General features: G+C 68.0%; 15 protein-coding genes. 11 read left to right on the top strand and 4 right to left on the bottom strand.

The window, feature by feature from the left end; translation table 11 throughout:
* Positions 1-20 precede the first annotated feature (20 nt).
* Positions 21-854 carry a xanthine dehydrogenase accessory protein XdhC gene (gene xdhC, locus GWK50_RS14705; RefSeq protein ID WP_162017116.1) on the top strand — a complete coding sequence of 278 codons (834 nt, stop codon included), beginning with the start codon at positions 21-23 and terminating at the stop codon, positions 852-854.
* 170 nt (positions 855-1,024) lie between these two features.
* Entirely contained in the window at positions 1,025-2,257 is a 1,233-nt protein-coding gene (locus GWK50_RS14700) for a urate hydroxylase PuuD (RefSeq protein ID WP_162017115.1), read from the top strand.
* Between the two features lie 12 nt (positions 2,258-2,269).
* On the opposite strand, the gene GWK50_RS20055 is transcribed toward GWK50_RS14700, so the two are convergent.
* Positions 2,270-2,896 (bottom strand): TetR family transcriptional regulator, encoded by a 627-nt coding sequence (locus GWK50_RS20055; protein ID WP_162017114.1) that lies wholly within the window; start codon positions 2,894-2,896, stop codon positions 2,270-2,272.
* Positions 2,897-3,084: 188 nt separating this feature from the next.
* On the opposite strand from GWK50_RS20055, the gene GWK50_RS14690 reads away from it, so the two are divergent.
* Genes GWK50_RS14690 through GWK50_RS14680 form a run of 3 tightly spaced genes read left to right on the top strand, consistent with a single transcriptional unit; the run spans position 3,085 to position 8,956 of the window.
* Complete coding sequence (locus GWK50_RS14690; protein ID WP_162017113.1) at positions 3,085-4,368, top strand: efflux RND transporter periplasmic adaptor subunit; 1,284 nt, start codon at positions 3,085-3,087, stop codon at positions 4,366-4,368.
* A 12-nt stretch (positions 4,369-4,380) separates the two neighbouring features.
* Entirely contained in the window at positions 4,381-7,539 is a 3,159-nt protein-coding gene (locus tag GWK50_RS14685; RefSeq protein WP_162017112.1) for an efflux RND transporter permease subunit, read from the top strand.
* Between the two features lie 16 nt (positions 7,540-7,555).
* Entirely contained in the window at positions 7,556-8,956 is a 1,401-nt protein-coding gene (locus GWK50_RS14680; protein ID WP_162018135.1) for an efflux transporter outer membrane subunit, read from the top strand.
* Positions 8,957-8,964: 8 nt separating this feature from the next.
* Here GWK50_RS14680 and GWK50_RS14675 read toward each other — a convergent pair whose 3' ends face one another.
* Positions 8,965-10,848, bottom strand: coding sequence for an EAL domain-containing protein (locus GWK50_RS14675; RefSeq protein WP_162017111.1), 1,884 nt, complete (start codon positions 10,846-10,848; stop codon positions 8,965-8,967).
* A 273-nt stretch (positions 10,849-11,121) separates the two neighbouring features.
* Here GWK50_RS14675 and GWK50_RS14670 point away from each other — a divergent pair, with 273 nt between their 5' ends.
* On the top strand, positions 11,122-11,745 hold the full coding sequence (locus GWK50_RS14670) for a Crp/Fnr family transcriptional regulator (protein WP_162017110.1): 624 nt from the start codon (positions 11,122-11,124) through the stop codon (positions 11,743-11,745).
* 261 nt (positions 11,746-12,006) lie between these two features.
* Positions 12,007-14,025: a diguanylate cyclase gene (locus tag GWK50_RS14665; protein WP_242455393.1), complete on the top strand. Its 2,019-nt coding sequence runs from the start codon at positions 12,007-12,009 to the stop codon at positions 14,023-14,025.
* Positions 14,026-14,177: 152 nt separating this feature from the next.
* Here the strand turns inward: GWK50_RS14665 and xdhB are convergent, their stop codons facing one another.
* Both xdhB and xdhA read right to left on the bottom strand, forming a co-directional pair.
* On the bottom strand, positions 14,178-16,460 hold the full coding sequence (gene xdhB, locus GWK50_RS14660) for a xanthine dehydrogenase molybdopterin binding subunit (RefSeq protein ID WP_162017108.1): 2,283 nt from the start codon (positions 16,458-16,460) through the stop codon (positions 14,178-14,180).
* Positions 16,457-17,950: a xanthine dehydrogenase small subunit gene (gene xdhA, locus GWK50_RS14655; RefSeq protein WP_162017107.1), complete on the bottom strand. Its 1,494-nt coding sequence runs from the start codon at positions 17,948-17,950 to the stop codon at positions 16,457-16,459. Before xdhA ends, xdhB begins: the two co-directional genes overlap by 4 nt.
* Positions 17,951-18,168: 218 nt before the next feature.
* Here xdhA and GWK50_RS14650 point away from each other — a divergent pair, with 218 nt between their 5' ends.
* From GWK50_RS14650 to GWK50_RS14635, 4 genes are read left to right on the top strand one after another with little or no spacing between them, the layout of a single operon-like run.
* On the top strand, positions 18,169-19,767 hold the full coding sequence (locus tag GWK50_RS14650) for an ABC transporter ATP-binding protein (protein WP_162017106.1): 1,599 nt from the start codon (positions 18,169-18,171) through the stop codon (positions 19,765-19,767).
* Entirely contained in the window at positions 19,764-20,843 is a 1,080-nt protein-coding gene (locus GWK50_RS14645; protein ID WP_162017105.1) for an ABC transporter permease, read from the top strand. Before GWK50_RS14650 ends, GWK50_RS14645 begins: the two co-directional genes overlap by 4 nt.
* Before the next feature lie 3 nt (positions 20,844-20,846).
* The gene (locus GWK50_RS14640; RefSeq protein ID WP_162017104.1) at positions 20,847-21,767 is read left to right on the top strand and encodes an ABC transporter permease; all 921 of its coding nucleotides are present in this window, start codon (positions 20,847-20,849) and stop codon (positions 21,765-21,767) included.
* A gap of 46 nt (positions 21,768-21,813) precedes the next feature.
* On the top strand, positions 21,814-22,980 hold the full coding sequence (locus GWK50_RS14635) for a BMP family ABC transporter substrate-binding protein (RefSeq protein ID WP_162017103.1): 1,167 nt from the start codon (positions 21,814-21,816) through the stop codon (positions 22,978-22,980).
* Positions 22,981-23,001 lie beyond the last annotated feature (21 nt).

Below are 23,001 nucleotides of genomic sequence, written 5' to 3'. Positions count from 1 at the left end.
CATGGGTGGGGCGGTGGGCAATGACCAGTAGCGGCGCATTTTTGCACCATTTGCTCAAGGCACTCAAAAAGGCCCCGGCCTGCCTGGTGACCGTGCAGCAGACCGAAGGCTCCACACCGCGCGAGCGTGGCGCCTGGATGGCGGTGGCGGCCGATGCCGTGGTGGGCACCATCGGTGGCGGCCATGTCGAGTTCCAGGCCATTGCCGAGGCCCGCCGCCGGCTTGCGGCCGGGCCGGGCGCGGCCGTGCTGCGCTATGCGCTGGGCCCCAGCCTGGGGCAATGCTGCGGTGGCGTGATGCACCTGCGCTACGAGCAGGTCACGCAGGCCGATGCGGCGGCGCTTGTGGCGCGCCTGGCGCCACGGCAGGTGCCTGTGGCGTTGTTCGGCGGCGGCCATGTGGGCCAGGCGCTGGCGCGCGTGCTGGCGCCGCTGCCGTTTGCGCTCACCTGGATCGACAGCCGAGATGGCATCTTCCCGGGCGATGTGGCGCCGGAAGCGGCTTGCGAGCATTCCGACCCCGTGCAGGCCGCCGTGCCGGGCCTGGCGCCGGGCTCGCGCGTGCTGATCATGAGCTTCAGCCATGCTGAGGACCTGGACGTGGTGGCCGCCTGCCTGCGCCGCCAGCGCGAACGCGGCGACCTGCCCTTCATCGGGCTGATCGGCAGCCGCAGCAAGTGGGCCACGTTCCGCCACCGCCTGCACGAGCGTGGCTTTGCCGAAGCCGAGCTGGCGCAGGTGACCTGCCCCATCGGCGTACCCGGCATTGCAGGCAAGGCGCCCGAAGTGATTGCCGTGGCCGTAGCGGCCCAACTGTTGCAAACCCTGCCGCCTGACGGGAACGAGCGCGCTTGATGCGCTGCGGCCAGAGCCGTGCCGACATTGCGCTCAGGTTTTGCATACACTTTGTATCCTCCGGTCGCAGCGGAGCCTTGGCGGTGCCCCCCGCTTTGGAGCGCGGCCCATGCTGTTCAGAGCGCCCGCAGTGGTGAATGGCGTTTGGCGTCTCGCCAAGGGTGAAAACCATGGAAAGCTACCTTCTCGACTGGGCCAATCTGCTGCTGCGCTGGCTGCACGTCATCACGGCCATCGCCTGGATCGGCTCCTCGTTCTATTTCGTCTTCCTCGACAGCAGCCTCACGCCGCCCGAGGACGAGGATCTGAAGCGCCAGGGCGTGAGCGGCGAGCTCTGGGCCGTGCACGGTGGGGGCTTCTACCACCCGGTCAAGTTCAACGTTGCGCCCCCCAAGCTCCCCGGTCACCTGCACTGGTTCTATTGGGAGAGCTACAGCACCTGGCTCAGCGGCTTTGCGCTGTTCTCCGTGTCCTATCTGTGGAGCGCGGGCACCTACCTGGTGGACAAGTCGCGCATGGACTGGGCGCCCGCCACGGCCGTGGTGGCGGCGCTGGCTTTCCTGGTGGTGTTCTGGCTGTTGTACGACGCCATCTGCCGTGCCTTCGGCCAGCGCAAGAACGGCGACGCCATCGTTGGCGCGCTGGTGTTCGTGCTGGTGTGCATCGCTTCGTGGCTGGCCTGCCATTGGTTCGCCGGGCGCGCGGCCTTTTTGCTCGTGGGCGCGATGATGGCCACGGCCATGAGCGCCAACGTCTTCTTCTGGATCATTCCGGGCCAGCGCACCGTGGTGGCCGACCTCAAAGCCGGGCGGCCGGTGGACCCCATCCACGGCAAGCGCGGCAAGCAGCGCAGCGTGCACAACACCTACTTCACGCTGCCGGTGCTGTTTGCGATGCTGAGCGGCCACTACAGCTTCACCTGGAGCCACCCGCAGAACTGGCTGGTGCTCATCCTCATGATGGCTGCGGGCGCGGCCATACGGCAGTTTTTTGTGCTGCGCCACGGCTTCAAGCTCGGGCGCAATGCCCACCCCTGGCCGTATGCGCTGGTGGGCGTGGCCGTGTTGCTGGCCGTGGTCGCCTGGCTGCGGCCCGCGCCTGCATCGGGAGATGCTATTAAAAATATAGCTATCGGCGCCCAATCCACGGGCGCTGGAGCCCAATTTGATACCAAGGAATTGCAGGCCGTGCTGCAACAGCGCTGTGTGCAGTGCCACGGTGCCGAGGTGCAGATGAAGGGCCTGCGCCTCGATGTGCCCGAACAGGTGGCCTCGCGTGCGTCGCTCATCTACCAGCAGGTGGTGCAGCAACAGCTCATGCCGCTGAACAACGCCACGCAGATGACCGAGGCCGAGCGTGCGCTCGTCGCGCGCTGGTTCCAGGCGGGCGCGCCGGTGCGCTGAGAACAGGTTCTGTCAGGGCCGCAGTCGGATGCCCAGCCCGCACAGGTAGGTGGTGATGGTGCTGCGCCCGGCCTGCACCAGATCAAACGCGCCGGGGTCCAGCAGCCAGCTGTGCAGCAGGCCTTCGATCAGCACCTGCAGCCCCAGCGCCGCCATGTCCGGTGGTACCTGCGCCGGGTGGGGGCTGGCGGCAAAGGCGCGCTCCAGCGCCAGCCGGTTGTGGGCCAGCCATTGGCGGTGCACCTGCAGGTGCCGGGCCTGCACGGCGCCCAGTTCCTCGACGTATTCGATGCGGTAGGTGGCAATGCGCAGCACGCGGCTCAGGGCTTCATCTTCTGCAATGCGGCCGAGCACCTGGACCATGCCGTCCACATAGCCCTGCATGTCGGGCGCGGCCTCGGCGTCGGGGGTCTGCTGCGCCATGTCGTCCAGGTGCGCGGTGGCGCGCTCCATCATGGCGTTGAAGAGGTCGGCCTTGTCCTTGAAATGCCAGTAAATCGCACCGCGCGTGGCGCCTGCGGCCTGGGCAATGTCCTGCAGCGAGGTGCGCGACACCCCCTGGCTGTCGAACAGCCGCTCGGCGGCGTCGATCAGCGCATTGCGGGTGGCCTGTGCTTCGGCCTTGGTGCGTCGTGCCATGGGTTGGTTGGAAAGTCTCGCCGGACACACTATACCGCAACATACATACATCAATGTATGTATAATTGCGCACCCGAAAAGCCCTTCCTGTCCGCGTTCGCAAGGCTTTTATGGACCGATGACATGCGCTTCACATGCCTTCACTAGACTTGCGGGCTTGGCTGTCGCTTCCGCCTCAAAGGATCACCATGCAACTGTTCCGCTCCCCCTCCCATTCAGTGCCACCCGGAGGGTGGCTGGGCGCCTTGGGCGCATCCCCTGCGCCACGCCTGGGCGTGCTGGCCCTGGCCCTGACCCTTGCGGCCTGCGGCCAGGGGGATGGCGGCAAGACCGCGCAGGGCGGCGGCGCACGCCAGATGCCTGCGCCCGAAGTGGGCGTGCTGACCGTGCAGCCCGGCGACGTGGGCTTGCAGACCGAACTGCCCGGCCGCCTGGAGGCCTCGCGCGTGGCGCAGGTCAGGGCGCGCGCCACGGGCATCCTGCAGCAGCGGCTCTTTCAGGAAGGCAGCGACGTGAAGGCTGGGCAGGTGCTGTTCCGCATTGACGCCGCACCCTACGAGGCCGCGCTGCAAAGCGCCCAGGCGCAACTGGCGCGTGCCGAGGCCAACCTGTCGCAGGCCCGTGCGCTGGCCGGTCGCTACCAGCCGCTGGTGGAGGCACAGGCCGTGAGCCAGCAGGACTACGCCAACGCCGTGGCCGCGCAAAAGCAGGCCGAGGCCGATGTGGCCGCAGGCACCGCCGCCGTGCGCAACGCGCGCATCAACCTGGGGCACGCCACGGTGACATCCCCCATCGCAGGCCGCGTGGGCCGCGCGCTGGTAACCGAGGGCGCACTGGTGGGCCAGGGCGAGGCCACGCAATTGGCCGTGGTGCAGCAGGTCGATCCGCTGTACGTCAACTTCACGCAGTCGGCGTCCGAGGCGCTGCAACTGCGCCGGGCGCTCGAAGCGGGCCAGCTCAAGGCCGCAGGCAAGGGTTCGGCCGAGGTGCGCGTGGTGCTGGACGATGGCAGTGAACACCCGCAAGCAGGCAAATTGCTGTTCACCGACCTGACCGTGGATTCCGCCACCGGCCAGGTCAGCCTGCGCGCCGAACTGCCCAACCCCGGCGGGCGCCTGCTGCCGGGCCTGTACGTGCGCGTGCGCCTGGAGCAGGCGCGTGCGTCCAACGCCATCACGCTGCCGCAGCAGGCGGTGATGCGTTCGGCCCAGGGCGACGCGGTGCAGGTCGTCACGCCCGAGGGCAAGGTGGAGCAGCGCCGTATCCAGGTGGGTGGCCAGCAGGGCGGGCGCTGGGTGGTGCTCGATGGCCTGAAGGCCGGCGAGCAGGTGATGGTGGACGGCTTCCAGAAGGTGCAGATGCTGCCCCCCGGAACGCCCGTCAAGGCCGTGCCGTGGCAGCCGGAGGGTGCCGCCCCGGCCGCCGCCGCCGCGCCTGCGGCATCGGGCGCGGCCCCTGCGGCCAGCCGCTGAAGGAGCTGCTTCATGGCACGATTCTTTATTGACCGGCCCATCTTTGCGTGGGTCATTGCGCTGTTCATCATGGTGGCGGGGGGCGTGGCCATCACGCAGCTGCCCATCGCCCAGTACCCGCCGGTGGCGCCGCCGGCCATTGTTGTCTCTGCCACCTACCCTGGGGCATCGGCCAAGACGCTGGAGGAAAGCGTTCTGTCCGTCATCGAGCAGGAGATGAACGGCTCGCCCGGCCTGATCTACATGGAGGCCATAGCGCAGGCCAACGGCACGGGCTCCATCACGCTGAGCTTTGAAACCGGCACCAACGCCGACCTGGCCCAGGTGGATGTGCAGAACCGCCTGGCCCGCGCCACGCCGCGCCTGCCTGCGGCGGTGACGCAGCAGGGCGTGCGCGTCGAAAAGTCGCGCAGCAACTTCCTGCTGGTCACCGTACTGTCCTCCGACGACCCGGACTGGGACCCGGTGGCCCTGGGCGACTACGCCTCGCGCAACGTGCTGCCTGAAATCCAGCGCCTGCCCGGCGTGGGCCAGGCGCAGCTGTTCGGCACCGAGCGTGCCATGCGCATCTGGATCGACCCGGCCAAGCTGCAGGGCTACAACCTGAGTGCCACCGATGTGACCGCCGCCATCCGTGCGCAGAACGCCCAGGTGTCGGCCGGTGAGATCGGCGCGCTGCCCAACGTGGCCGGGCAGTCCATTGCCGCCACGGTGGTGGTCAACGGCCAGCTCAGCACGGTGGAGCAGTTCGGCAACATCGTGCTGCGTGCCACCACCGACGGCGCCACCGTGCGCCTCAAGGACGTGGCGCGCATCGAACTGGGCGGCCAGATGTATGCCACTTCGGCGCGCCTCAATGGCAAGCCGTCCACCGCCATCGGCGTGCAGCTCTCGCCCTCGGGCAACGCCCTGGCGACGGCGCAGGCCGTGCGCAACAAGATGACCGAGCTGGAGCGCTACTTCCCCAAGGGCATGCAGTGGGCCGTGCCCTACGACAGCTCACGCTTCATCAAGATCTCCATCCAGCAGGTGGCCATCACCCTGCTGGAGGCCGTGGCGCTGGTGTTCATGGTGATGTTCCTGTTCCTGCAGAACTGGCGCTACACGGTGATTCCCACCATCGTGGTGCCTGTGGCGCTGCTGGGCACATTCGCGTCGCTGCTGGCCATGGGCTTCTCGATCAACGTGCTGACGATGTTCGGCATGGTGCTGGTGATCGGCATCGTGGTGGACGATGCCATCGTGGTGGTCGAGAACGTCGAGCGCATCATGAGCGAGGAAGGCCTGCCACCCCTGGAGGCCACGCGCAAGGCCATGGGCCAGATTTCGGGCGCCATCGTCGGCGTCACGGTGGTGCTGGTGTCGGTGTTTGTGCCGCTGGCCTTCTTCAGCGGTGCGGTGGGCAATATCTACCGCCAGTTTGCGGCGGTCATGGGCGTGTCCATTTCGTTCTCGGCGCTGATGGCGCTGTCGCTCACGCCTGCGCTGTGCGCCACCTTGCTCAAGCCGGTGCCTGCCGGGCACCACCACGAGAAGACCGGCTTCTTCGGCTGGTTCAACCGGGGCTTTTCCCGCACGGCCAAGGGCTACGAGGGCTGGTTGGCACGCTGGTTGCCGCGCGCCGGACGCACCATGTTCGTCTATGTGGCGGTGGTGGGGGCTGCGGTGGTGGTGTACCAGCGCCTGCCCACGTCCTTCCTGCCCAACGAAGACCAGGGCACCATGATCGTCAACGTGCAGTTGCCCCCGGGCGCCACGCGCGAGCGCACGCTGGCCGTGATGGAGCAGGTCGAAGGCTTCGTGCTCAAGCAGCCCGAGGTGCAGAGCATGGTGGGTGTGCTGGGCTTCTCGTTCTCGGGCCAAGGGCAGAACGCGGCGCTGGCCTTCGTCACGCTCAAGGACTGGTCCGAGCGCCCTGGTCCCGGCAGCTCGGCGCAGGGCCTGGCGGGGCGTGCGTTTGGTGCGCTGTCCCAGGTGCGCGACGCATTCATTTTCCCGCTGAGCCCGCCGCCCATCCCTGAACTGGGCTCGTCGTCGGGCTTCACCTTCCGCCTGCAGGACCGCGCAGGCCAGGGGCGCGATGCGCTGGTGGCTGCACGCAACCAGTTGCTGGGCATGGCCTCGCAAAGCAAGGTGCTCACCCAGGTGCGTCCCGACGGCCTGGAGGATGCACCCCAGTTGCAGATCGACATCGATCGGAACAAGGCCCAGGCGCAGGGCGTGGGTTTCGATGCCATCAACGCCGCCATTGCCACCGGGCTGGGATCGGCCTATGTCAACGACTTTCCCGCCGCAGGGCGCTTGCAGCGCGTGGTGGTCCAGGCCGATGCACCCGCGCGCATGCAGCCCGAGGATGTGCTGCGTCTGACGGTGCTGAACAACAAGGGGCAGGCCGTGCCGCTGTCGGCCTTTGCCAGCACGCGCTGGGTGACCGGCGCCATGCAGGCGGTGCGCTACAACGGCTACCCGGCCATGCGCATCACCGGCAGTGCCGCACCGGGCTACAGCACGGGTGCCGCCATGGCCGAGATGGAGCGCCTGGCCGGCCAGTTGCCCCAGGGCTTTGGCTTTGAATGGACCGGCCAGTCGCGCGAGGAAAAGCTGGCGGGTGCGCAGGCGCTCATCGTTTATGCGTTTGCCATCCTGGCGGTGTTCCTGTGCCTGGCGGCACTGTACGAGAGCTGGTCCATTCCCTTTGCCGTCATCCTGGTGGTGCCGCTGGGCGTGGTCGGTGTGCTGATGGCCACGCTGCTGCGCGGCTATGCCAACGACGTGTACTTCCAGGTGGGCCTGATCACCATCATCGGGCTGACGGCCAAGAACGCCATCCTGATCGTCGAGTTCGCCAAGGACCTGCAGGCCCAGGGTCGCAGCGTGATCGAGGCCGCCCTGGCCGCCGCCCACCTGCGCCTGCGCCCCATCGTGATGACCTCGATGGCCTTCACGCTGGGGGTGCTGCCGCTGGCGCTGGCCACCGGGGCAGGCTCGGCATCCCAACGTGCCATCGGTACCGGCGTGATCGGCGGCATGCTCACGGGCACGGCGCTGGCGCTGGTCTTTGTGCCCTTGTTCTTTGTGCTGGTGCGTGGTTTCTTCAAGGGCAGCGCACGCCAGCGCCAATTTGATGCGCAGCATGCGCACCAGACCGGTCTGGAGGACCCCCATGCGTGATTCCTTGTCTAAGCCGATGACCTCGCGTCCGGCGCCTGTGGCGGCAGCGCTGGTGGCTTTGCTGCTCGGCGGCTGTTCGCTGATGCCGGTGTACGAGCGACCCGCTGCGCCGGTGGCCGAGCACTGGCCGGGCCTTGCCGCGCCCCAGGGCGCCAGCGCCCCTGTGGCCATGCCGCCCTGGCAGGACTTTGTGCGCGATGAGCGCCTGCGTGCGCTCATCACCCAGGCGCTGGAGCACAACCGTGACCTGCGCGTGGCCGTGCTGGCCATCGAGCAGGCCCGCGCCCAGCACCAGATCCGCGCCGCCGACCTCACCCCCACTGTCAACCTGGGCGCCACGGGCAGCCGGCAAACGACCTCCCAGGACAGCATCAGCAGCGCCTACACCGTGGGGCTGACCTTTGCCTCGTGGGAGATCGACTTCTTCGGCCGCATTGCCAGCCTCAAGGAAGCTGCGCTGGCCCAGGTCCTGGCCAGCGAGGAAGCGCGCCGTGCGGTGCAAACCAGCCTGGTGGCCGCCGTGGCCAGCACCTGGCTGAACCTGCAGACCGACGAAGAGCTGCTGGCCTTGACGCGCAGCACCTTGGCCACGCGCGAAGAGTCGCTGCGCCTGGTGCAAATGCGTTACCGGCAGGGCGTGGCCTCGGCGCTGGATCTGCGCCAGGCCGAATCGCTGGTGGCCACGGCGCGTGTCGCCCTGGCGCAGCAGGAGCGCCAGCGCGCGCTCGACACCAATGCACTGACCCTGCTGCTGGGCAAGGCGCCGGCGCTGGCGCTGCTGGAGAGCACTGCCAGCCCGCACGCTGCGCTGGCCGACATTCCGGTGGGGCTCCCCTCCGACCTCTTGGTGCAGCGCGCTGATGTGCGCCAGGCCGAGCACAACCTCCGGGCCGCCAACGCCAACATCGGTGCGGCGCGTGCTGCCTTCTTCCCGCGCATCAGCCTGACGGCGAGCGCGGGCACGGCCAGTGGTGCGTTGTCGGGCCTGTTCAAGGACGGCACCTGGGGCTGGTCGCTCGCGCCCCAGGCCCTGTTGCCGATCTTTGATGCTGGACGCAACCAGGCCGCGCTGGAGTCGGCGCAGGCGGCGCGCAGCATGGCCCTGGCGCAGTACGAAAAGGCCATTCAGATGGCCTTCCGCGAGGTGGCCGACGCGCTGGCCGGTCGCGCCACGCTGGCCGACCAGGTCAGTGCCCAGCAGGCACAGGCCGAGGCGGAGGCCGAGCGCCTGCGCCTGGCCGACCTGCGCTATCGCAACGGTGTGGCCAGTTCACTGGAAGTGCTGGACGCGCAGCGCTCGGTGTTCAGTGCCCAGCAGGCGCTGGCCCAAACCCGGCTCGCGCTGCGCCAGAACCAGGTCGCGCTGTACAAGGCCCTGGGGGGTGGCTGGGCCGACCAGGCGCCAGAGACCGACTGACAGGCGGATCAGGCCACCAGCGCGTCGGCAGTTTGCGGGGGCGCTGGGGCTGCCAACCCGCTGTCGGGTGCCGTGGCCGGGCAGGGCAGCACGGCAATGCCGCTGCGCGACTGCTTGGCTTCGTGCTTGGCACGGGCGGCCAGGTTGGCCACTTCCTCGGGGTGGCGAAAGCTCCCCGGCAGAATCTGTGCCACGCCCAGCGACAGGCTGGTACAGGGGAAGAAGCGCTGCACCCCGTGGCGGTCTTCGGCGTGGATGCCTCCGGCCTTGCGGCCTGCTTCGTCGTACAGCAACCGGGCTTCGTGCGCGAAGGCGTCCGCAATCGCCTGGCAGCGCAGCAGCCAGTCGTCGCTCTGGAACAGCACCACAAAATCGTCGCCGCCCACATGGCCGACAAAGTCGCGCCGTGCATCGCAGTGCGCCACCACCAGGCGGGCAGCCAGGCGGATCATCTCGTCGCCGCGCCAGTAGCCATAGTGGTCGTTGAAGGGCTTGAAGTCGTTGAGGTCCGCATAGCAGGCCACGAACGGGTTGCCGCTGGCCAGCAGGCGCTCGATGTGCATGCTGATCGGAATATTGCCCGGCAGAAAGGTCAGCGGGTTGGCGTGGCGTGCCGCCTCGATGCGCGACTCCGTCACGGCGCGCACCAGTTGGTCCCCGGTACCCAAACCCACGTAGCGCCCGTTGTCGGTCACGATGAATCCATCGCTCAGGTAGCGCTGGTCCTGTGAGGTGAGGATGCCGATGAGCTGGTTCACGTCACAGTCCAACTCCACAATGCGCGGCGCATGGTTGGCCAGCGTGGTGCAGGGCTTGCGGCCGTGCACTTCGCGGAAGTACAGCGCTGCGTAGTGGTTGAGGAAGTCGTGGCGGTTGATCAGCGCCACCGGCCGCGCACCTTCGACCAGGCACAGCGCATGCAGGGCGTTGTGCTGCATGAACAGTTGCGCCACTTCATCGTTGGTGGTGGCCGGGGTCACGGTAGGGGCTTGCACCACCTGGAGGCCACGCAGAATGCCGGGCCGGATGGATTGCTCCAGTTGCGGCAGCACGGCCACGCGGCGGTCCTGCAACACTTCCAGGGCGCCCGCTTCCAGCTTGGCGCGCGGTTGCAGGGCTGGGCGCCCGAGCAGCCAGCCCTGGCCATAGGCGATGTCCAGATCGCGCAGCGCACGCAGGTCTTCGGCCGTTTCTATGCCTTCGGCCACCAGCTGGGTTCCAAAGATCTCTGCAATTCCCTTGATGGCGCGCAGCATCTGCAGGCTTTCGGGGTGTTCGGCGAGCTCGGCGATGAAGTACTTGTCGATCTTCACGTACTCGGGCTTGACCTCGGACCACAGGCGCAGGCTGGAGCGCCCGTCGCCAAAGTCGTCCAGTGCCAGGCGCATGCCCGCTCGGTGCAGATGCTGTACCGCCTCGCGCAGGGCGGTCATGTCGGTGACGCGCTCGTGCTCGGTGATCTCGAACACCACCATGCGTGGCGGCAGGCCCAGCGAGCGCAGCGTCTGCAGCAGCAGGTTGGAGCCGCACAGGTTCACGCCGTGCACCAGCGCATCGGCGCTGATGTTGACGAACAGGCGCCCTGGGCTGCGCACCTGCGCCCAATGTTGCAGTGCGGTAAACACGCAGACCAACTCGAAATCGGTGAGGATGCGCTCGCAGCGCGCCATGTCCAACAGTGCGTCCGGGCGGTGCAGTGAGGTGCCGACCGGGCCGCGGATCAGCGCCTCATGGGCATAGACATGGCCGGACTGCAGGTCGCCCAGCGGCTGAAACACGCAGTGCAGGCGGTCTTCGCGGATGATTTGCGCCAGCGGCCCTTGGCCCTGGCGCAAGGCGGGCGACAGGGCGGCCAGCACCCGTTGGCGCGGGTCGTTGGTGGGTTCGGGCATAGTGGCTTTCAGGTCGGGCCCGGCCGCTGGCGCGGGTGGCGCCGAGGCAAGGCCCCACAGCAGGTGGGTAACAGGTAGTTACGGTATCCGGGCGCGGTGACAGGCGAGTGACACCAGCACAGGGCACGGACAAGTTCTAAGGGTCAACCCGAAGAGCCCTTGGTCGCTGTCTTGACCCAGCGCAAATGCGGGCAAACACACAAAAATGTCTGCGGTTGTCGTTTGATGTGTGTCAATGTCCTGGCCATGCGGGCGCTGCAAAGTCCATCTCCTATGTGGCCGAATCTTTCCCCCGACATGTACTCCGAGTGCGAGACCGCCGCCCCTGGCGAAGTCTTGCGGGTGCGTCAGGAGCAGCTCAACTCCGTGCTTTACCTGGTCAGTGGCCGGGTGCAGTTGGGCATCCGTGAGGAAGGCCAGATGCGTCACCAGTTGGGCGTGGTGGAGGGGCCTTTCTGGCTGGATGCCTCCTCGGCGATGCTGAACCTGCCCTGTGTGGTGGACATGGTGGCTGAAACGCGCGTGCAGTTGCGACGCCAGTCGCTCGAGGCATTCCAGCGCGGTCTGGAGTCCTTGCCCAAGTCCGTGCAGGTGCTGTTGCATGACATGGCTGCAGGCTACCGCCAGCAGACCGAACTGGCCATCAGCCGTCTGGCACAGGATGCCGAGGCGCGCTGTGCCCAGTGGCTGCTTCAGCACGCTCAGCACGACGACAGCGGTGCCATGAGCGTGATTCTGAACCAGCGCAAGCGAATCATCGCTGCCCAACTGGGCATTGCACCGGAAACCTTCTCGCGCGTGCTGCGCAACCTGCGCGAGCATGGGCTGATCATGGGCTCGGGCAACGTGCTCAAGCTCCCACAACCCAGCGCACTGGAACTGGTGGCCGCTGGCTGAACTTTCCCGCCGAGTCGGTTGGCTGACTGCGCGGGGCTTTCTGCACTGCCTCGGAACCACGGCTGAACTCAGGGTTTTTCCTTGCCCTGGGGTGAGGGTTCCACCCAAGACCTGGCGCCAGGGCGCTGCGTATATTCGTTGCATAGCCGCACCGCAACGATGCCCGCCGTCCCCACCGCCCCGTTTCATGCCGCCGGCTCCCTGGCGCAAGGCAGTCTCCCCATTGAGGAGGCGGTGCCTGGGCGTGTCCTGCCTGGCCCCATGGTGCTGCGCACGGTGCTGGTGGCCTTGCTAGCGCTGTGCCTGGCGGCCGGGGCCGCAGGCTGGCTGATGGCGCGTGCCTCGGGTCACGACCTCGTCCAGCGCCTGGAGGCGCAACAGAACGACGAAGTCGAGGTGTTTGCCCGGTTGCTGTCGAGCAAGATCGAGCAGAGCCAGAAGGTGTTGCGCGCCGTGACGGCCGGTATCACCCCCGACATGATGGATTTGCCCTCCACGCTGGAATGGCTGCTGCAGCACGGGCTGCCCTCCGTGCAGTTCTTTGACGCCATGCTGGTGGCGCGTGTGGACGGCGAGGTGCGTGTGCACTTGCACCAGGGACGGTTTCAGCGCAACGCTCAGGTGGAACCCCAGGTGCGGGAGGCCCTGGAGAGCACCTTGCGCGATGGCAAACCGCATGTCGCGGAGTTGCTGCAAGGTGGGGTGGACGACGCCCGCATCGTGTTGACCATGCCCTTGCACCGCAGCGACGGCTCCTTGCTGGGCGTGGTGGCAGGCATGCTGCGCCTGCAATCGCAAGGCCTGCTCCCGGCGTCCATGGCGCTGCCACAGCGGGCGGATACCCGGCTGCTGGTTTTTACCAAGGGTGGCACCATCGTTGCCCACTCCAATCCTGTGCGGGTCATGGGACAGGTGCGCGATGAGCCCGGCCTGGCCGAAGTCTGGGCCCAGGGCCAGGGGATGCACAGCGATGCGTCGGTGTCCGGCACCGGCACTACACGCCGTGTGCCGCAGGCCATGGTCAGCCTGGCCGGCATGCCCCTGGCGCAGTGGACCGTGGCCCGTGTGACCGATACCCAGGCGCTGACCGCGCCCTTGCAAGGTGCGCAGCGCCAGGCCTGGGGACAGGTGCTGATGGTGGTGGCCACGTTGGCCCTGGTGCTGGTGTTGGCGCTGTGGTGGCTGACGCTGCCGCTGTCCCGCCTGCGCCAGCAGGCACAGCATCTTGTTGGCGAGGGTGGGCAGGAACTGCCCAGCGCTGGCGTGGTACCGTGGCCTCGCGCGGGGGGCGAAGTGGGCCAGCTCGTGCAGGCCTTCGAGGGCTTGCTGGACCAGCAGGCAACACAGTACCAGCACTGGCGCACGGTGCAGGACCAATTGCAGGCCATGCTGGACCACGCCTCGGTAGGGGTGGCGGTCACGCGCAATGGGCGGCTCGAATCCGTGGGTCACCGCTTGGCCCAGATGCTGGGTTACCAGCCGGCAGACCTGCGCGGGCGACCGGCAGGGGTGGTGTGCACCCCCATGGCGCGCGAAGGCTTGGGCCTGACCCTGGGCGGGCCCTGCGGTCTACAGGGGCGCATTGACGGGGAACTGTGTTTGCGCCGCAAGGACGGCAGCACCGTCTGGGTGCAGGCCCAGGCGCGCCCGGTGCGCGACGACGATCCCCAGGCAGGCACGCTGTGGCTGATGGAAGAAACCACCACCCTGCGCCAGGCGCGCCGCTTGGGCGCCTGGGCGCATACGCACGACGCGCTCACGGGGCTGGACAACCGCCAGGGCCTGGAACTGCGCCTGCAGGCCATGGCCGGGGTGGCGCACAGTGCGCCCATGCCGCTGGAGGGCGACCCGCCAGCCACAGCGGTGCTGCTGTTTCTGGATCTGGACCATTTCACCGTGGTCAACGATGCCCTGGGCCATGAAGCGGGCGACGAGGTGTTGCGCCAGATTGGCCTGCTGCTGGCGGCCCAGGTGCGCAAGGCGGGTTGGATTGCCCGGCTGGGCGGGGACGAATTTGCCGTGCTGCTGCCCGATTGCTCCGAAGCGCATGCGCGCAGCCTGGCCGAGCAACTGCGCCACGCCGTGCAGGACTGGCAGCCCACCGTGCAGGGGCGCAGCTTCCAGTTGGAGGTGAGCATCGGCCTGGTGGTGCTCGATGGCGCGGTGCACGATGTGCCTGCCATCCTCCACGCCGCCGACATGGCCTGCTACGACGCCAAGCGTGCCGGGCGCAACTGCATCAAGCGCAGGCCGGTGCTGCACAGTGCTGTGGTGGGGTAGGGGCACCCCCCCCGCTCTCGCATTGCTGCGCAACGCGGGCAGGGGGACGTTCCCAGCGCCCGCATGTGGGAATACTGGCGGCCCTTGCGCGGGAGCCCTGGCGGGGCCGCGCTCGCCGCAGTCTGCGCGGCAAACGTGAAGACCTCAAAGGCTCACGCCAAGGCGCGCAGCACATGCTCCGGCGTGGCGGGCGCTGTCAGGTGCACGGGGCCTTCGCCGCCGCGGGCTGCCGCCACGGCATTGCGCAGCGCCTCATAGACGCTGATGGCCAGCATGAACGGCGGCTCGCCCACGGCCTTGCTGCCACCCACGTTGTCCTCGCGGTTGGCCTCGGGCCAGAGCTGCACCGCGAAATGCGCGGGGATGTCGCCCGTGGCCGGGATCTTGTAGGTGCTGGGCGCGTGCGTGGCAAGGTGACCCTGGTCGTTCCACACCAGCTGCTCGGTGGTGAGCCAGCCCATGCCCTGCACGAAGCCGCCCTCGATCTGGCCGATGTCGATGGCGGGGTTGATGCTGTGGCCCACGTCGTGCAGGATGTCCACGGCCAGCACGCGGTTCTCGCCGGTCAGTGTGTCGATCACCACCTCGGTGCAGGCCGCGCCGTAGGCGAAGTAGTAGAACGGCCGGCCGGTGAGCGTGGTCTTGTCGTAGTGGATCTTGGGCGTGCGGTAGAAGCCGTCGCTCCAGAGCTGGATGCGGTTGGCGTAGGCCTCGGCGACCACATCCTCGAAGCGGCGCACCGCCTTGGGCGAGGTCACCATGCCGCCCTCGAAGCGGATCGCGCCCGCGCCGCAGCCGTCCAGTCCGCAGACGAAGGAAGCGAGGTTGTCGCGCACGTTGCGCGCGGCGTACTGCGCGGCGCGGCCGTTGAGGTCGGTGCCGCTGCTGGCCGCCGTGGCGCTGGCGTTGGGCACCTTGCTGGTGTCGCTGGCCGTCACGCGCACCTGGGCCAGGGGCACGCCCAGCTCGTCGGCCACGATCTGCGCCACCTTGGTGTGCAGGCCCTGGCCCATCTCGGTGCCGCCGTGGTTCACCTGCACGCTGCCGTCGGTGTACACATGCACCAGCGCGCCGGCCTGGTTGAACAGCGTGGCCGTGAAGCTGATGCCGAACTTCACCGGTGTGATGGCGAGGCCGCGCTTAAGCACGGGGTTGCGTGCGTTCCATGCCAAAACAGCCTCCTGGCGCAGCCGGTACTGCGCGGACAGCTCCAGTTTTGGTAGCAGATCGTGCAGGATGTTGTCCTCCACCGGCATCTGGTAGTGGGTGACGTTGCGCTCCGTGGTGCCGTAGAGGTTGGCCAGGCGCACGTCCAGCGCGTCGCGGCCCAGGGCGCGCGCGATGTCGCCGACGATGGTCTCGATGGCAATCACCCCCTGCGGCCCGCCGAAGCCGCGGAACGCCGTGTGGCTCTGCAGGTTCGTGCGGCAGCGGTGCGATTCGATCTCCACGTGCTCCAGGTAATAGGCGTTGTCGGCGTGGAACACGGCGCGGTCGCATACCGGGCCCGACAGGTCGGCCGAGAAGCCGCAGTTGGCCGCCATGTGGAGCTTGAGGCCCAGGATGCGGCCGCTGTCGTCAAAGCCCACGTCCCAGCGGTAGGCGAAGGGGTGGCGCTTGCCGGTGACCACGAAGTCGTCGTCGCGGTCCAGGCGCAGCTTGACCGGGCAACCGGTTTGGCGCGCGGCCAGCGCGGCCCACACGGCCAGGTGGCCGGCCTGTGTCTCCTTGCCGCCAAAGCCGCCGCCCATGCGCCGGCATTCCACGCGCACCGCGTGGCTGGCGATGCCCAGCGCGTGCGCCACCCAGTGTTGCACCTCGCCCGGGTGCTGGGTGCTGGCGTGGATGTGCCACTGGCCCTGTTCCAGCGGCAGGGCGTAGGCGATCTGGCCTTCCAGGTAGAAATGCTCTTGCCCGCCCACTTCCAGCGTGCCCTGCAACCGGTGCGGGGCGGCTTGCAGCGCCGCCTCGGGTGCGCCCCGGCGCACCGTGACGGGCGGCAGCACGCGGCTCTGCGCGGCCAGCGCCTGTTCGATGGTGAGGATGGCGGGCAGGGGGGTGATGTCGGGCCGCACGGCGCGCGCGGCGCGGCGCGCCTGCAGGGCGGTGTCGGCCACCACCAGGCCGATCACCTGGCCAGCGTAGTGCACGGCGTCCTGGGCGAAGATGGGTTCGTCGTGCGCAAACGCAGCCAGGATCGGGTCGCCCGGAATGTCCTGCGCCAGCACCACGGCGCGCACGCCGGGCATTGCCAGCGCGGCGGCGCAGTCCACGCCGTTCAGGCGCCCGTGCGCCACGGGCGAGAGGATGGGCGCGGCGTGCAGCGTGCCCTTCACCTCGGGCAGGTCGTCGATGTAGTGCGCGCTGCCCGCCACCTGCGCCTGGGCGCTCTCGTGCGGGTGGGGCTGGCCGATGGCACGTGGGGTGGTGTTCATGCCAGTTCCTCCCAGCGCAGGGTGTCGAGCGACACGTCGGGCAAGCCCTGGCTCTCCAGCCAGAAGCGCCGCACCAGGCTGCCCAGCACGGCGTGCCGGTACTGGCTGCTGGCGCGCAGGTCGGACAGCGGCGTGAACTCGGCCTGCAGCGCCTGGGCGGCCTGTTGCGCGGCGGCTTCGCTCCAGGGCTGGCCCTGGAGCAGTGCCTCGGTCTGGCGCGCGCGCGCCGGCACGGCGGCCACGCCGCCTGCGCCGATGGAGGCGGCCGCGACCTGGCCGCCGTCCAGGTGCAGGTTCAGCACCAGGCAGACGGCGGAAATGTCGTCGTCCTGGCGCTTGGAGACCTTGTAGGCGCGCAGGAACTCGCCCGGTGCCGGGTGCGGCACGAGGATGCGCGCGAGCACCTCGTCGGGTGCCATCACGTTCTGGCGGTAGCCGGTGTAGAGGTCTTCGAGTGCCAGCGTGCGCTCGCCGCGCAGGCTGGCCAGCACCACGCGGGCGCGCAGCGCGATCAGCAGCGGCATGGAGTCGCCAATGGGTGAGCCGTTGGCCACGTTGCCGCCCAGCGTGCCCGCGTTGCGCACGGGCAGGCCGGCAAAGCGCGTGGCGAAGGTCTGCAACTGCGGTCGGCGGCGCACCAGGGCGGCGAAGGCGTCCTCCAGGCGCACGGCGGCGCCGATGGCGGTGTGGTCGGGCGCCTCGTCGATGCGGCACAGCTCGGCCACGCGGGTTACGTCGAGCACCTGGGCGAACTGGCGGTGCTGCTTGGTCACCCACAGGCCCACGTCGGTGCAGCCGGCCACAAGCTGAGCCTTCGGGTGCGCGGCGCGCACCGTCAGCAGTTCGGCCAGGGTGGCTGGAGAAATATAAGCAAAATTGGGCTCCAGCGCTTGCTGGTCATGCGCTAGCAGCTCCAGTTTTTGTAGCAAAACGGCTTCGTCCACCTGCCAGCGCGGCAGCTGGTCCATCTGCTGCGCGGCGTCGAGGATGGGGCGGTAGCCGGTGCAGCGGCACAGGTTGCCCGAAAGGTCCTGCACCGCCTGCGCACGCGTCACGCCACGTCCCTGGCAGACCTCGGTCTGGTACAGCGCGAACAGGCTCATCACGAAGCCTGGCGTGCAGAAGCCGCACTGCGAGCCGTGGTGATCGACCAGCGCCTGTTGCACCGGGTGCAAGGTCCCGGTGGGCGCGGCGGCGTCCTGGGGCCGGACCAGTGGGTCGTGCGCCAGGTCTTCGGCGGTCCAGAGCGCCTTGCCGTCGATGGAGTGCGCCAGGGCGATGCAGGCGTTGATGGCGCGGTAGCGGATGCGACCACCCTCGGCCTCGCCCACCACCACGGTGCAGGCGCCGCAGTCGCCCTCGCCGCAGCCCTCCTTGGTTCCGGTGTGGCCCAGGTCTTCGCGCAGCAGTTGCAGCAGCGTGCGGTCTGGGGGAACATCGGCCAGTGCGACGGTCTGGCCACGGCGAATGAATTGCAGGGTAGGCAGCATGGCCCCTAGGTTACAGCGATTGGCGCCGATCCGCCCTCCGGGATTGCGCGCCCCGCCAGGCGGTGTGCCGCCAGGGCGCTGGTGGCCCCAGGCTTGTAACATGGTGTTTTAATGCTATAAAAATGGTAGCGCATTGCGCATGTCCATCCTGCCCTGCAGCCTTTTTGAGCCATGGCCCTGCGCATGCAATCACCACAAACTGAGAGACAATCGCCCCCATGAACCCCAACGCCACCCCCGATACCCCAGCCCAGGCGCCCACGCGCCTGCAGCTCTCGGGCATCACCAAGCGCTACCCGGCCGTGGTGGCCAACTGCGGTGTGTCGCTCACGGTGCAGCCCGGCGAGATCCACGCCGTGCTGGGCGAGAACGGCGCGGGCAAGTCCACGCTGATGAAAATCATCTACGGCACGGTCAAGCCCGACGAGGGCAGCGTGCAGTTCGATGGCCGGCCGGTCAGCATCCGCAACCCGCAGGAGGCGCGGCAACTGGGCATTGCCATGGTGTTCCAGCATTTCAGCCTGTTCGACACCCTCACCGTGGCCGAAAACGTCTGGCTGGGGCTGGACAAAAGCCTGTCGCTCACCGAAGTTACGCGCAGCATTGCTGCCAAGGCGGCCGAGTACGGTCTGGAGGTGGACCCACTGCGCCCCGTGCACACCCTGAGCGTGGGCGAGATGCAGCGCGTGGAAATCATCCGCGCGCTGCTGGCCAACCCACGCCTGCTGATCCTGGACGAGCCCACCTCGGTGCTCACGCCGCAGGCGGTGGACAAACTCTTCGTGGTGCTGCGCAAGCTGGCCAGCGAGGGTTGCAGCATCCTCTACATCAGCCACAAGTTGCACGAGATCCGAGCCCTGTGCAGCGCCTGCACGGTGATGCGCGCGGGCCGGGTGACGGGCGTGTGTGACCCGCGCGTGGAATCCAACGCCTCGCTCTCGCGCCTGATGATCGGTGCCGAGCCGCCCGCGTTGGAGCACCGTGCCGTGCACATCGGTGACGCCGTGTTGCGCGTGCAAGGGCTGAACCTGGCGCGCGCAGACCAGTTCGGTGTCGATCTGGTGGACGTGCAGTTCGAGGTGCGCGCGGGTGAGGTCGTGGGCATTGCGGGCGTGTCGGGCAACGGGCAAAAAGAGCTGCTCTACGCGTTGTCGGGCGAAGACACGCGCGCTGCGCCGGCCATGGTGCAGGTGGCAGGGCAGAGCGTGGGGCACCAGGGGCCGCGCCAGCGGCGTGCGCTGGGCCTGTATTTCGTGCCCGAAGAACGCCTGGGCCGGGGCGCCGTGCCCAGCATGGGCCTGGCGCACAACCTCCTGCTCACGCGCAACGAGGCGCTGGGTGGCGGCGGCTGGATCCGCATGGGCGCGCTGCAGGCCCAGGCGCAGGACATCATCACGCGCTTTGGCGTCAAGGCCGGGGGGCCGCACGCGGCGGCGCAGTCGCTCTCTGGCGGCAACCTGCAGAAGTTCATCGTGGGGCGCGAGGTGTCGGCGCAGCCCCGGCTGCTCATCGTGTCGCAACCGACCTGGGGCGTGGACGTGGGCGCAGCCCAACAGATCCGGGCCGAAATCCTGCGGCTGCGCGATGCGGGCTGCGCCGTGCTGGTGCTCAGCGAAGAGCTGGAGGAGCTGTTCGACATCAGCGACCGCCTCCATGTGATGGCCAAGGGCCAGATTTCCCCTTCGGTGGACCGCGCCGATGCCACCATGGAACGCATTGGTGAATGGATGAGCGGCCTGTGGCACGCGCAGGTGCAGGCGCACCTGGCCCAAAGCCAAGCGCTGGCAGCGCAAACCCTGGACGAGAATCCCGCATGATCAAGCTAGAACCCCGTCCCCAGGCCTCGCGCTGGTGGACCTATGGCTCGCCGTTGCTGGCGCTGGGCATCACGGTGCTGATGGGCGTGGCCTTGTTTGCCGTGTTGGGCAAAGACCCGGTGCGTGGCCTGCAGGTGTTTTTCTGGGAGCCGCTGCGCTCGCAGTACGCGCTGGGCGAGTTGATGGTCAAGGCCACGCCGCTGCTGCTCATCGCGCTGGGGCTGGCGGTGTGCTTTCGCTCCAACGTCTGGAACATCGGCGCCGAGGGCCAGTTCGTGATGGGCGCCATTGCCGCAGGCGGCGTGGCGCTGATGGCGAGCAAGGACACGGGCGCCTGGATCGTGCCTGCGCTGCTGCTGGCGGGTGTGCTGGGCGGCATGGCCTGGGCGGGCGTTACGGCGCTGCTGCGCGACCGCTTCAACGCCAATGAAATCCTGGTGAGCCTGATGCTGGTCTATGTGGCCTCGCTGTTCCTGAGCTTCCTGGTGTTCGGCCCTTGGAAAGACCCCATGGGTTACAACTTTCCGCAAACGCGCACCTTCGAGAAAGTCACGCAGATCCCGCGCCTCATGGCGGGCTCGCGCGTGCACATCGGCCTGCTGATGGCGCTGGCCGGTGCGGCGGTGTTGTGGGTGTTCCTGTTCCGCTCGCGCGCAGGCTTTGCCCAGCAGGTGGGCGGGCTGGCCCCGGCGGCGGCGCGTTACGCGGGCTTTTCGTCGCGCCGTGCGCTGTGGACGGCGCTGCTCATCTCGGGCGGTGCGGCGGGTCTGGCCGGGGGGCTGGAAGTGGCCGGGCCCATCGGCCAGCTCACGCCCTATGTGCCGGCGGGCTACGGGTTTGCGGCCATCATCGTGGCCTTTGTCGGGCGCTTGCACCCGGTGGGCATGGTGTTCTCGGCCATTCTGATGAGCATGTTCTACATCGGTGGCGAGCTGGCGCAGTCGCGCCTGGGGTTGCCCAAGTCGCTCACCGGAGTGTTCCAGGGGCTGTTGCTGTTCTCGCTGCTGGCCTGTGACACCTTTATTGCCTACCGTGTGCGCTGGGTGCGTGCTGGTGGGGTCAAGGCGGGGGGCTGATCCATGGAATCCTACGCACTCCTGATCGGCGCCACGCTCAATGCGGGCACCGTGCTGGCCATTGCGGCCCTGGGCCTGCTCATCAACGAAAAAGCTGGCATCGTCAACCTGGGCGCAGAGGGCATGATGCTGTGCGCCGCCATTGCCGGATTTGCCACCGTGGTGCACACGGGCAACCCCTGGCTGGGCTTTGTAGCGGGCATGGCTGCGGGCGCGGTGCTGGCGGCGGTGTTCGGCTGGCTGGTGATCTGGTTCAACACCAACCAGTACGCCACGGGGCTGGCGCTGTCCTTGTTCGGCGTGGGTTTTTCAGCGTTTGCGGGCATCAGCTACGTGCAGGCCAAGCTGCCCGAGCTGCCCAAGGCCACGCTGCCGCTGCTGGCTGATATTCCCTTCATCGGCCCTGCGCTGTTCCGCCAGCATCCGCTGGTGTACCTGACCGTGTTGTTTGTGGTTGCGCTGGTGTGGTTCCTGTACCGCACGCGTGCCGGGCTGGTATTGCGCTCGGTGGGCGAATCCCCGCAGTCGGCCCATGCGCTGGGCTATCCGGTGCGGCGCATCCGCCTGGCTGCCGTGGTGGCGGGTGGCGCGCTGTGCGGCCTGGCGGGGGCCTACATCTCCACGGTGTACACACCGCTTTGGGTGGAGGGCATGGTGGCCGGGCGCGGCTGGATCGCGCTGGCCCTGACCACCTTTGCGACCTGGCGCCCTGCGCGCGTGCTGCTGGGTGCCTACCTGTTTGGCGGCGTGACCATGCTGCAGTTCCATCTGCAGGCCACGGGCGTGGAGGTGGCCAGCCAGTGGCTGAGCATGTTGCCCTACGTGGCCACCATCGTGGTGTTGGCACTCATCTCGCGCAATCCGCAGTGGATCCGTGTGAACATGCCCGCCTCGCTGGGCAAACCTTTCCATCCCGGCTCATAATGACCGTTTTTTTCGTCCACCCTCACTTCCCCAGAAGGAACCCGACATGACCGATCTGCACAAACGCGCTCTGATCAAGGTGGCAGCGCTTTCCGCTGTGGCGGCCGCTGCCCTGGTGGGCTGCGGCAAGAAGGAAGAGCCCGCGCCTGCTCCGGCACCGGCTCCCGCCCCCGTCACCGAGGCGCCCGCCCCCAAGGCCGAGCCGCTGAAGATCGCGTTTGCCTATGTCGGCCCGGTGGGCGACGGCGGCTGGTCCTTTGCGCACGACAACGGACGCAAGGCCATCGAGAAGGAATTTGGCGACAAGGTGGTGACCAGCTTTGTGGAAAGCGTGCCCGAGTCGGCTGACGCCGAGCGTGTGCTGCGCGACATGGCCAGCCAGGGCAACAAGCTGATCTTTGGCACCACCTTTGGCTACATGGAGTCGATCCAGAAGATCGCACCCGACTTCGCCGACGTGAAGTTCGAGCACGCCACCGGCTACAAGACGGCCGCCAACGTGCGCACCTACGACAGCCGCACCTATGAAGGCGCCTATATGGCGGGCATCATCGCGGGCGCCATGACCAAGAGCAACACGCTGGGCGTGGTGGGTTCGGTGCCGATCCCCGAGGTGCTGCGCAACATCAACAGCTTCACGCTGGGCGCGCAGTCGGTCAATCCCAAGATCAAGACCAAGGTGGTTTGGGTGAACGAATGGTTCAGCCCCCCGAAGGAAACCGAAGCCGCCACCAGCCTGATCAACGGTGGTGCGGACGTGCTGTTCCAGAACACCGACTCGCCCGCCGTGCTCAAGACCGCACAGGAGAAGGGCAAGCGCGCCTTCGGTTGGGATTCGGACATGACCGCCTACGGCCCCAAGGCCCACCTGGCGTCGGCCGTCATCAACTGGGGTCCGTACTACATCAAGGCCACGCGCGACGCGCTGGAAGGCAAGTGGGAAACCGGCCAGGCCTGGTGGGGCGTGAAGGAAGGCGCGATCGACATCGTGTCCATTGCCGAGGACGTGCCCGCTGACATCAAGACCAAGGTCGAAGAAGTCAAGAAAGGCCTGGCAGACGGCAGCTTCGTGATCTGGAAGGGCCCCATCGCAGGCCAGGACGGCAAAGAAGTGCTGGCCAAGGATGTGGTGGCCGATGACAAGTTCCTGGGTGGCGTGAACTTCTACGTCAAGGGCGTGGAAGGCAAGGTGCCCGGCGCCGACAAGAAGTAAAGTCGTCGCCACTGGATGCAA

The organism is Acidovorax sp. 210-6, assembly GCF_010020825.1.
Classification (GTDB): Bacteria; Pseudomonadota; Gammaproteobacteria; order Burkholderiales; family Burkholderiaceae_C; genus Simplicispira; species Simplicispira sedimenti.
Note: the sequence above shows the minus strand (reverse complement) of the source record. Positions and strands in the feature narration are given on the sequence as shown.

What these genes read in the sequence shown, in the direction of transcription:
- GWK50_RS14635 (WP_162017103.1), top strand. Translation starts at nt 21,814, where the DNA reads ATGACCGATCTGCACAAACGCGCTCTGATCAAGGTGGCAGCGCTTTCC.
- GWK50_RS14670 (WP_162017110.1), top strand. Translation starts at nt 11,122, where the DNA reads ATGTGGCCGAATCTTTCCCCCGACATGTACTCCGAGTGCGAGACCGCC.
- GWK50_RS20055 (WP_162017114.1), bottom strand. Translation starts at nt 2,896, where the DNA reads ATGGCACGACGCACCAAGGCCGAAGCACAGGCCACCCGCAATGCGCTG.
- xdhC (WP_162017116.1), top strand. Translation starts at nt 21, where the DNA reads ATGACCAGTAGCGGCGCATTTTTGCACCATTTGCTCAAGGCACTCAAA.
- GWK50_RS14690 (WP_162017113.1), top strand. Translation starts at nt 3,085, where the DNA reads ATGCAACTGTTCCGCTCCCCCTCCCATTCAGTGCCACCCGGAGGGTGG.
- GWK50_RS14675 (WP_162017111.1), bottom strand. Translation starts at nt 10,848, where the DNA reads ATGCCCGAACCCACCAACGACCCGCGCCAACGGGTGCTGGCCGCCCTG.
- GWK50_RS14680 (WP_162018135.1), top strand. Translation starts at nt 7,556, where the DNA reads ATGACCTCGCGTCCGGCGCCTGTGGCGGCAGCGCTGGTGGCTTTGCTG.
- xdhA (WP_162017107.1), bottom strand. Translation starts at nt 17,950, where the DNA reads ATGCTGCCTACCCTGCAATTCATTCGCCGTGGCCAGACCGTCGCACTG.
- GWK50_RS14640 (WP_162017104.1), top strand. Translation starts at nt 20,847, where the DNA reads ATGGAATCCTACGCACTCCTGATCGGCGCCACGCTCAATGCGGGCACC.
- GWK50_RS14700 (WP_162017115.1), top strand. Translation starts at nt 1,025, where the DNA reads ATGGAAAGCTACCTTCTCGACTGGGCCAATCTGCTGCTGCGCTGGCTG.
- GWK50_RS14645 (WP_162017105.1), top strand. Translation starts at nt 19,764, where the DNA reads ATGATCAAGCTAGAACCCCGTCCCCAGGCCTCGCGCTGGTGGACCTAT.
- GWK50_RS14650 (WP_162017106.1), top strand. Translation starts at nt 18,169, where the DNA reads ATGAACCCCAACGCCACCCCCGATACCCCAGCCCAGGCGCCCACGCGC.
- GWK50_RS14665 (WP_242455393.1), top strand. Translation starts at nt 12,007, where the DNA reads ATGGTGCTGCGCACGGTGCTGGTGGCCTTGCTAGCGCTGTGCCTGGCG.
- GWK50_RS14685 (WP_162017112.1), top strand. Translation starts at nt 4,381, where the DNA reads ATGGCACGATTCTTTATTGACCGGCCCATCTTTGCGTGGGTCATTGCG.
- xdhB (WP_162017108.1), bottom strand. Translation starts at nt 16,460, where the DNA reads ATGAACACCACCCCACGTGCCATCGGCCAGCCCCACCCGCACGAGAGC.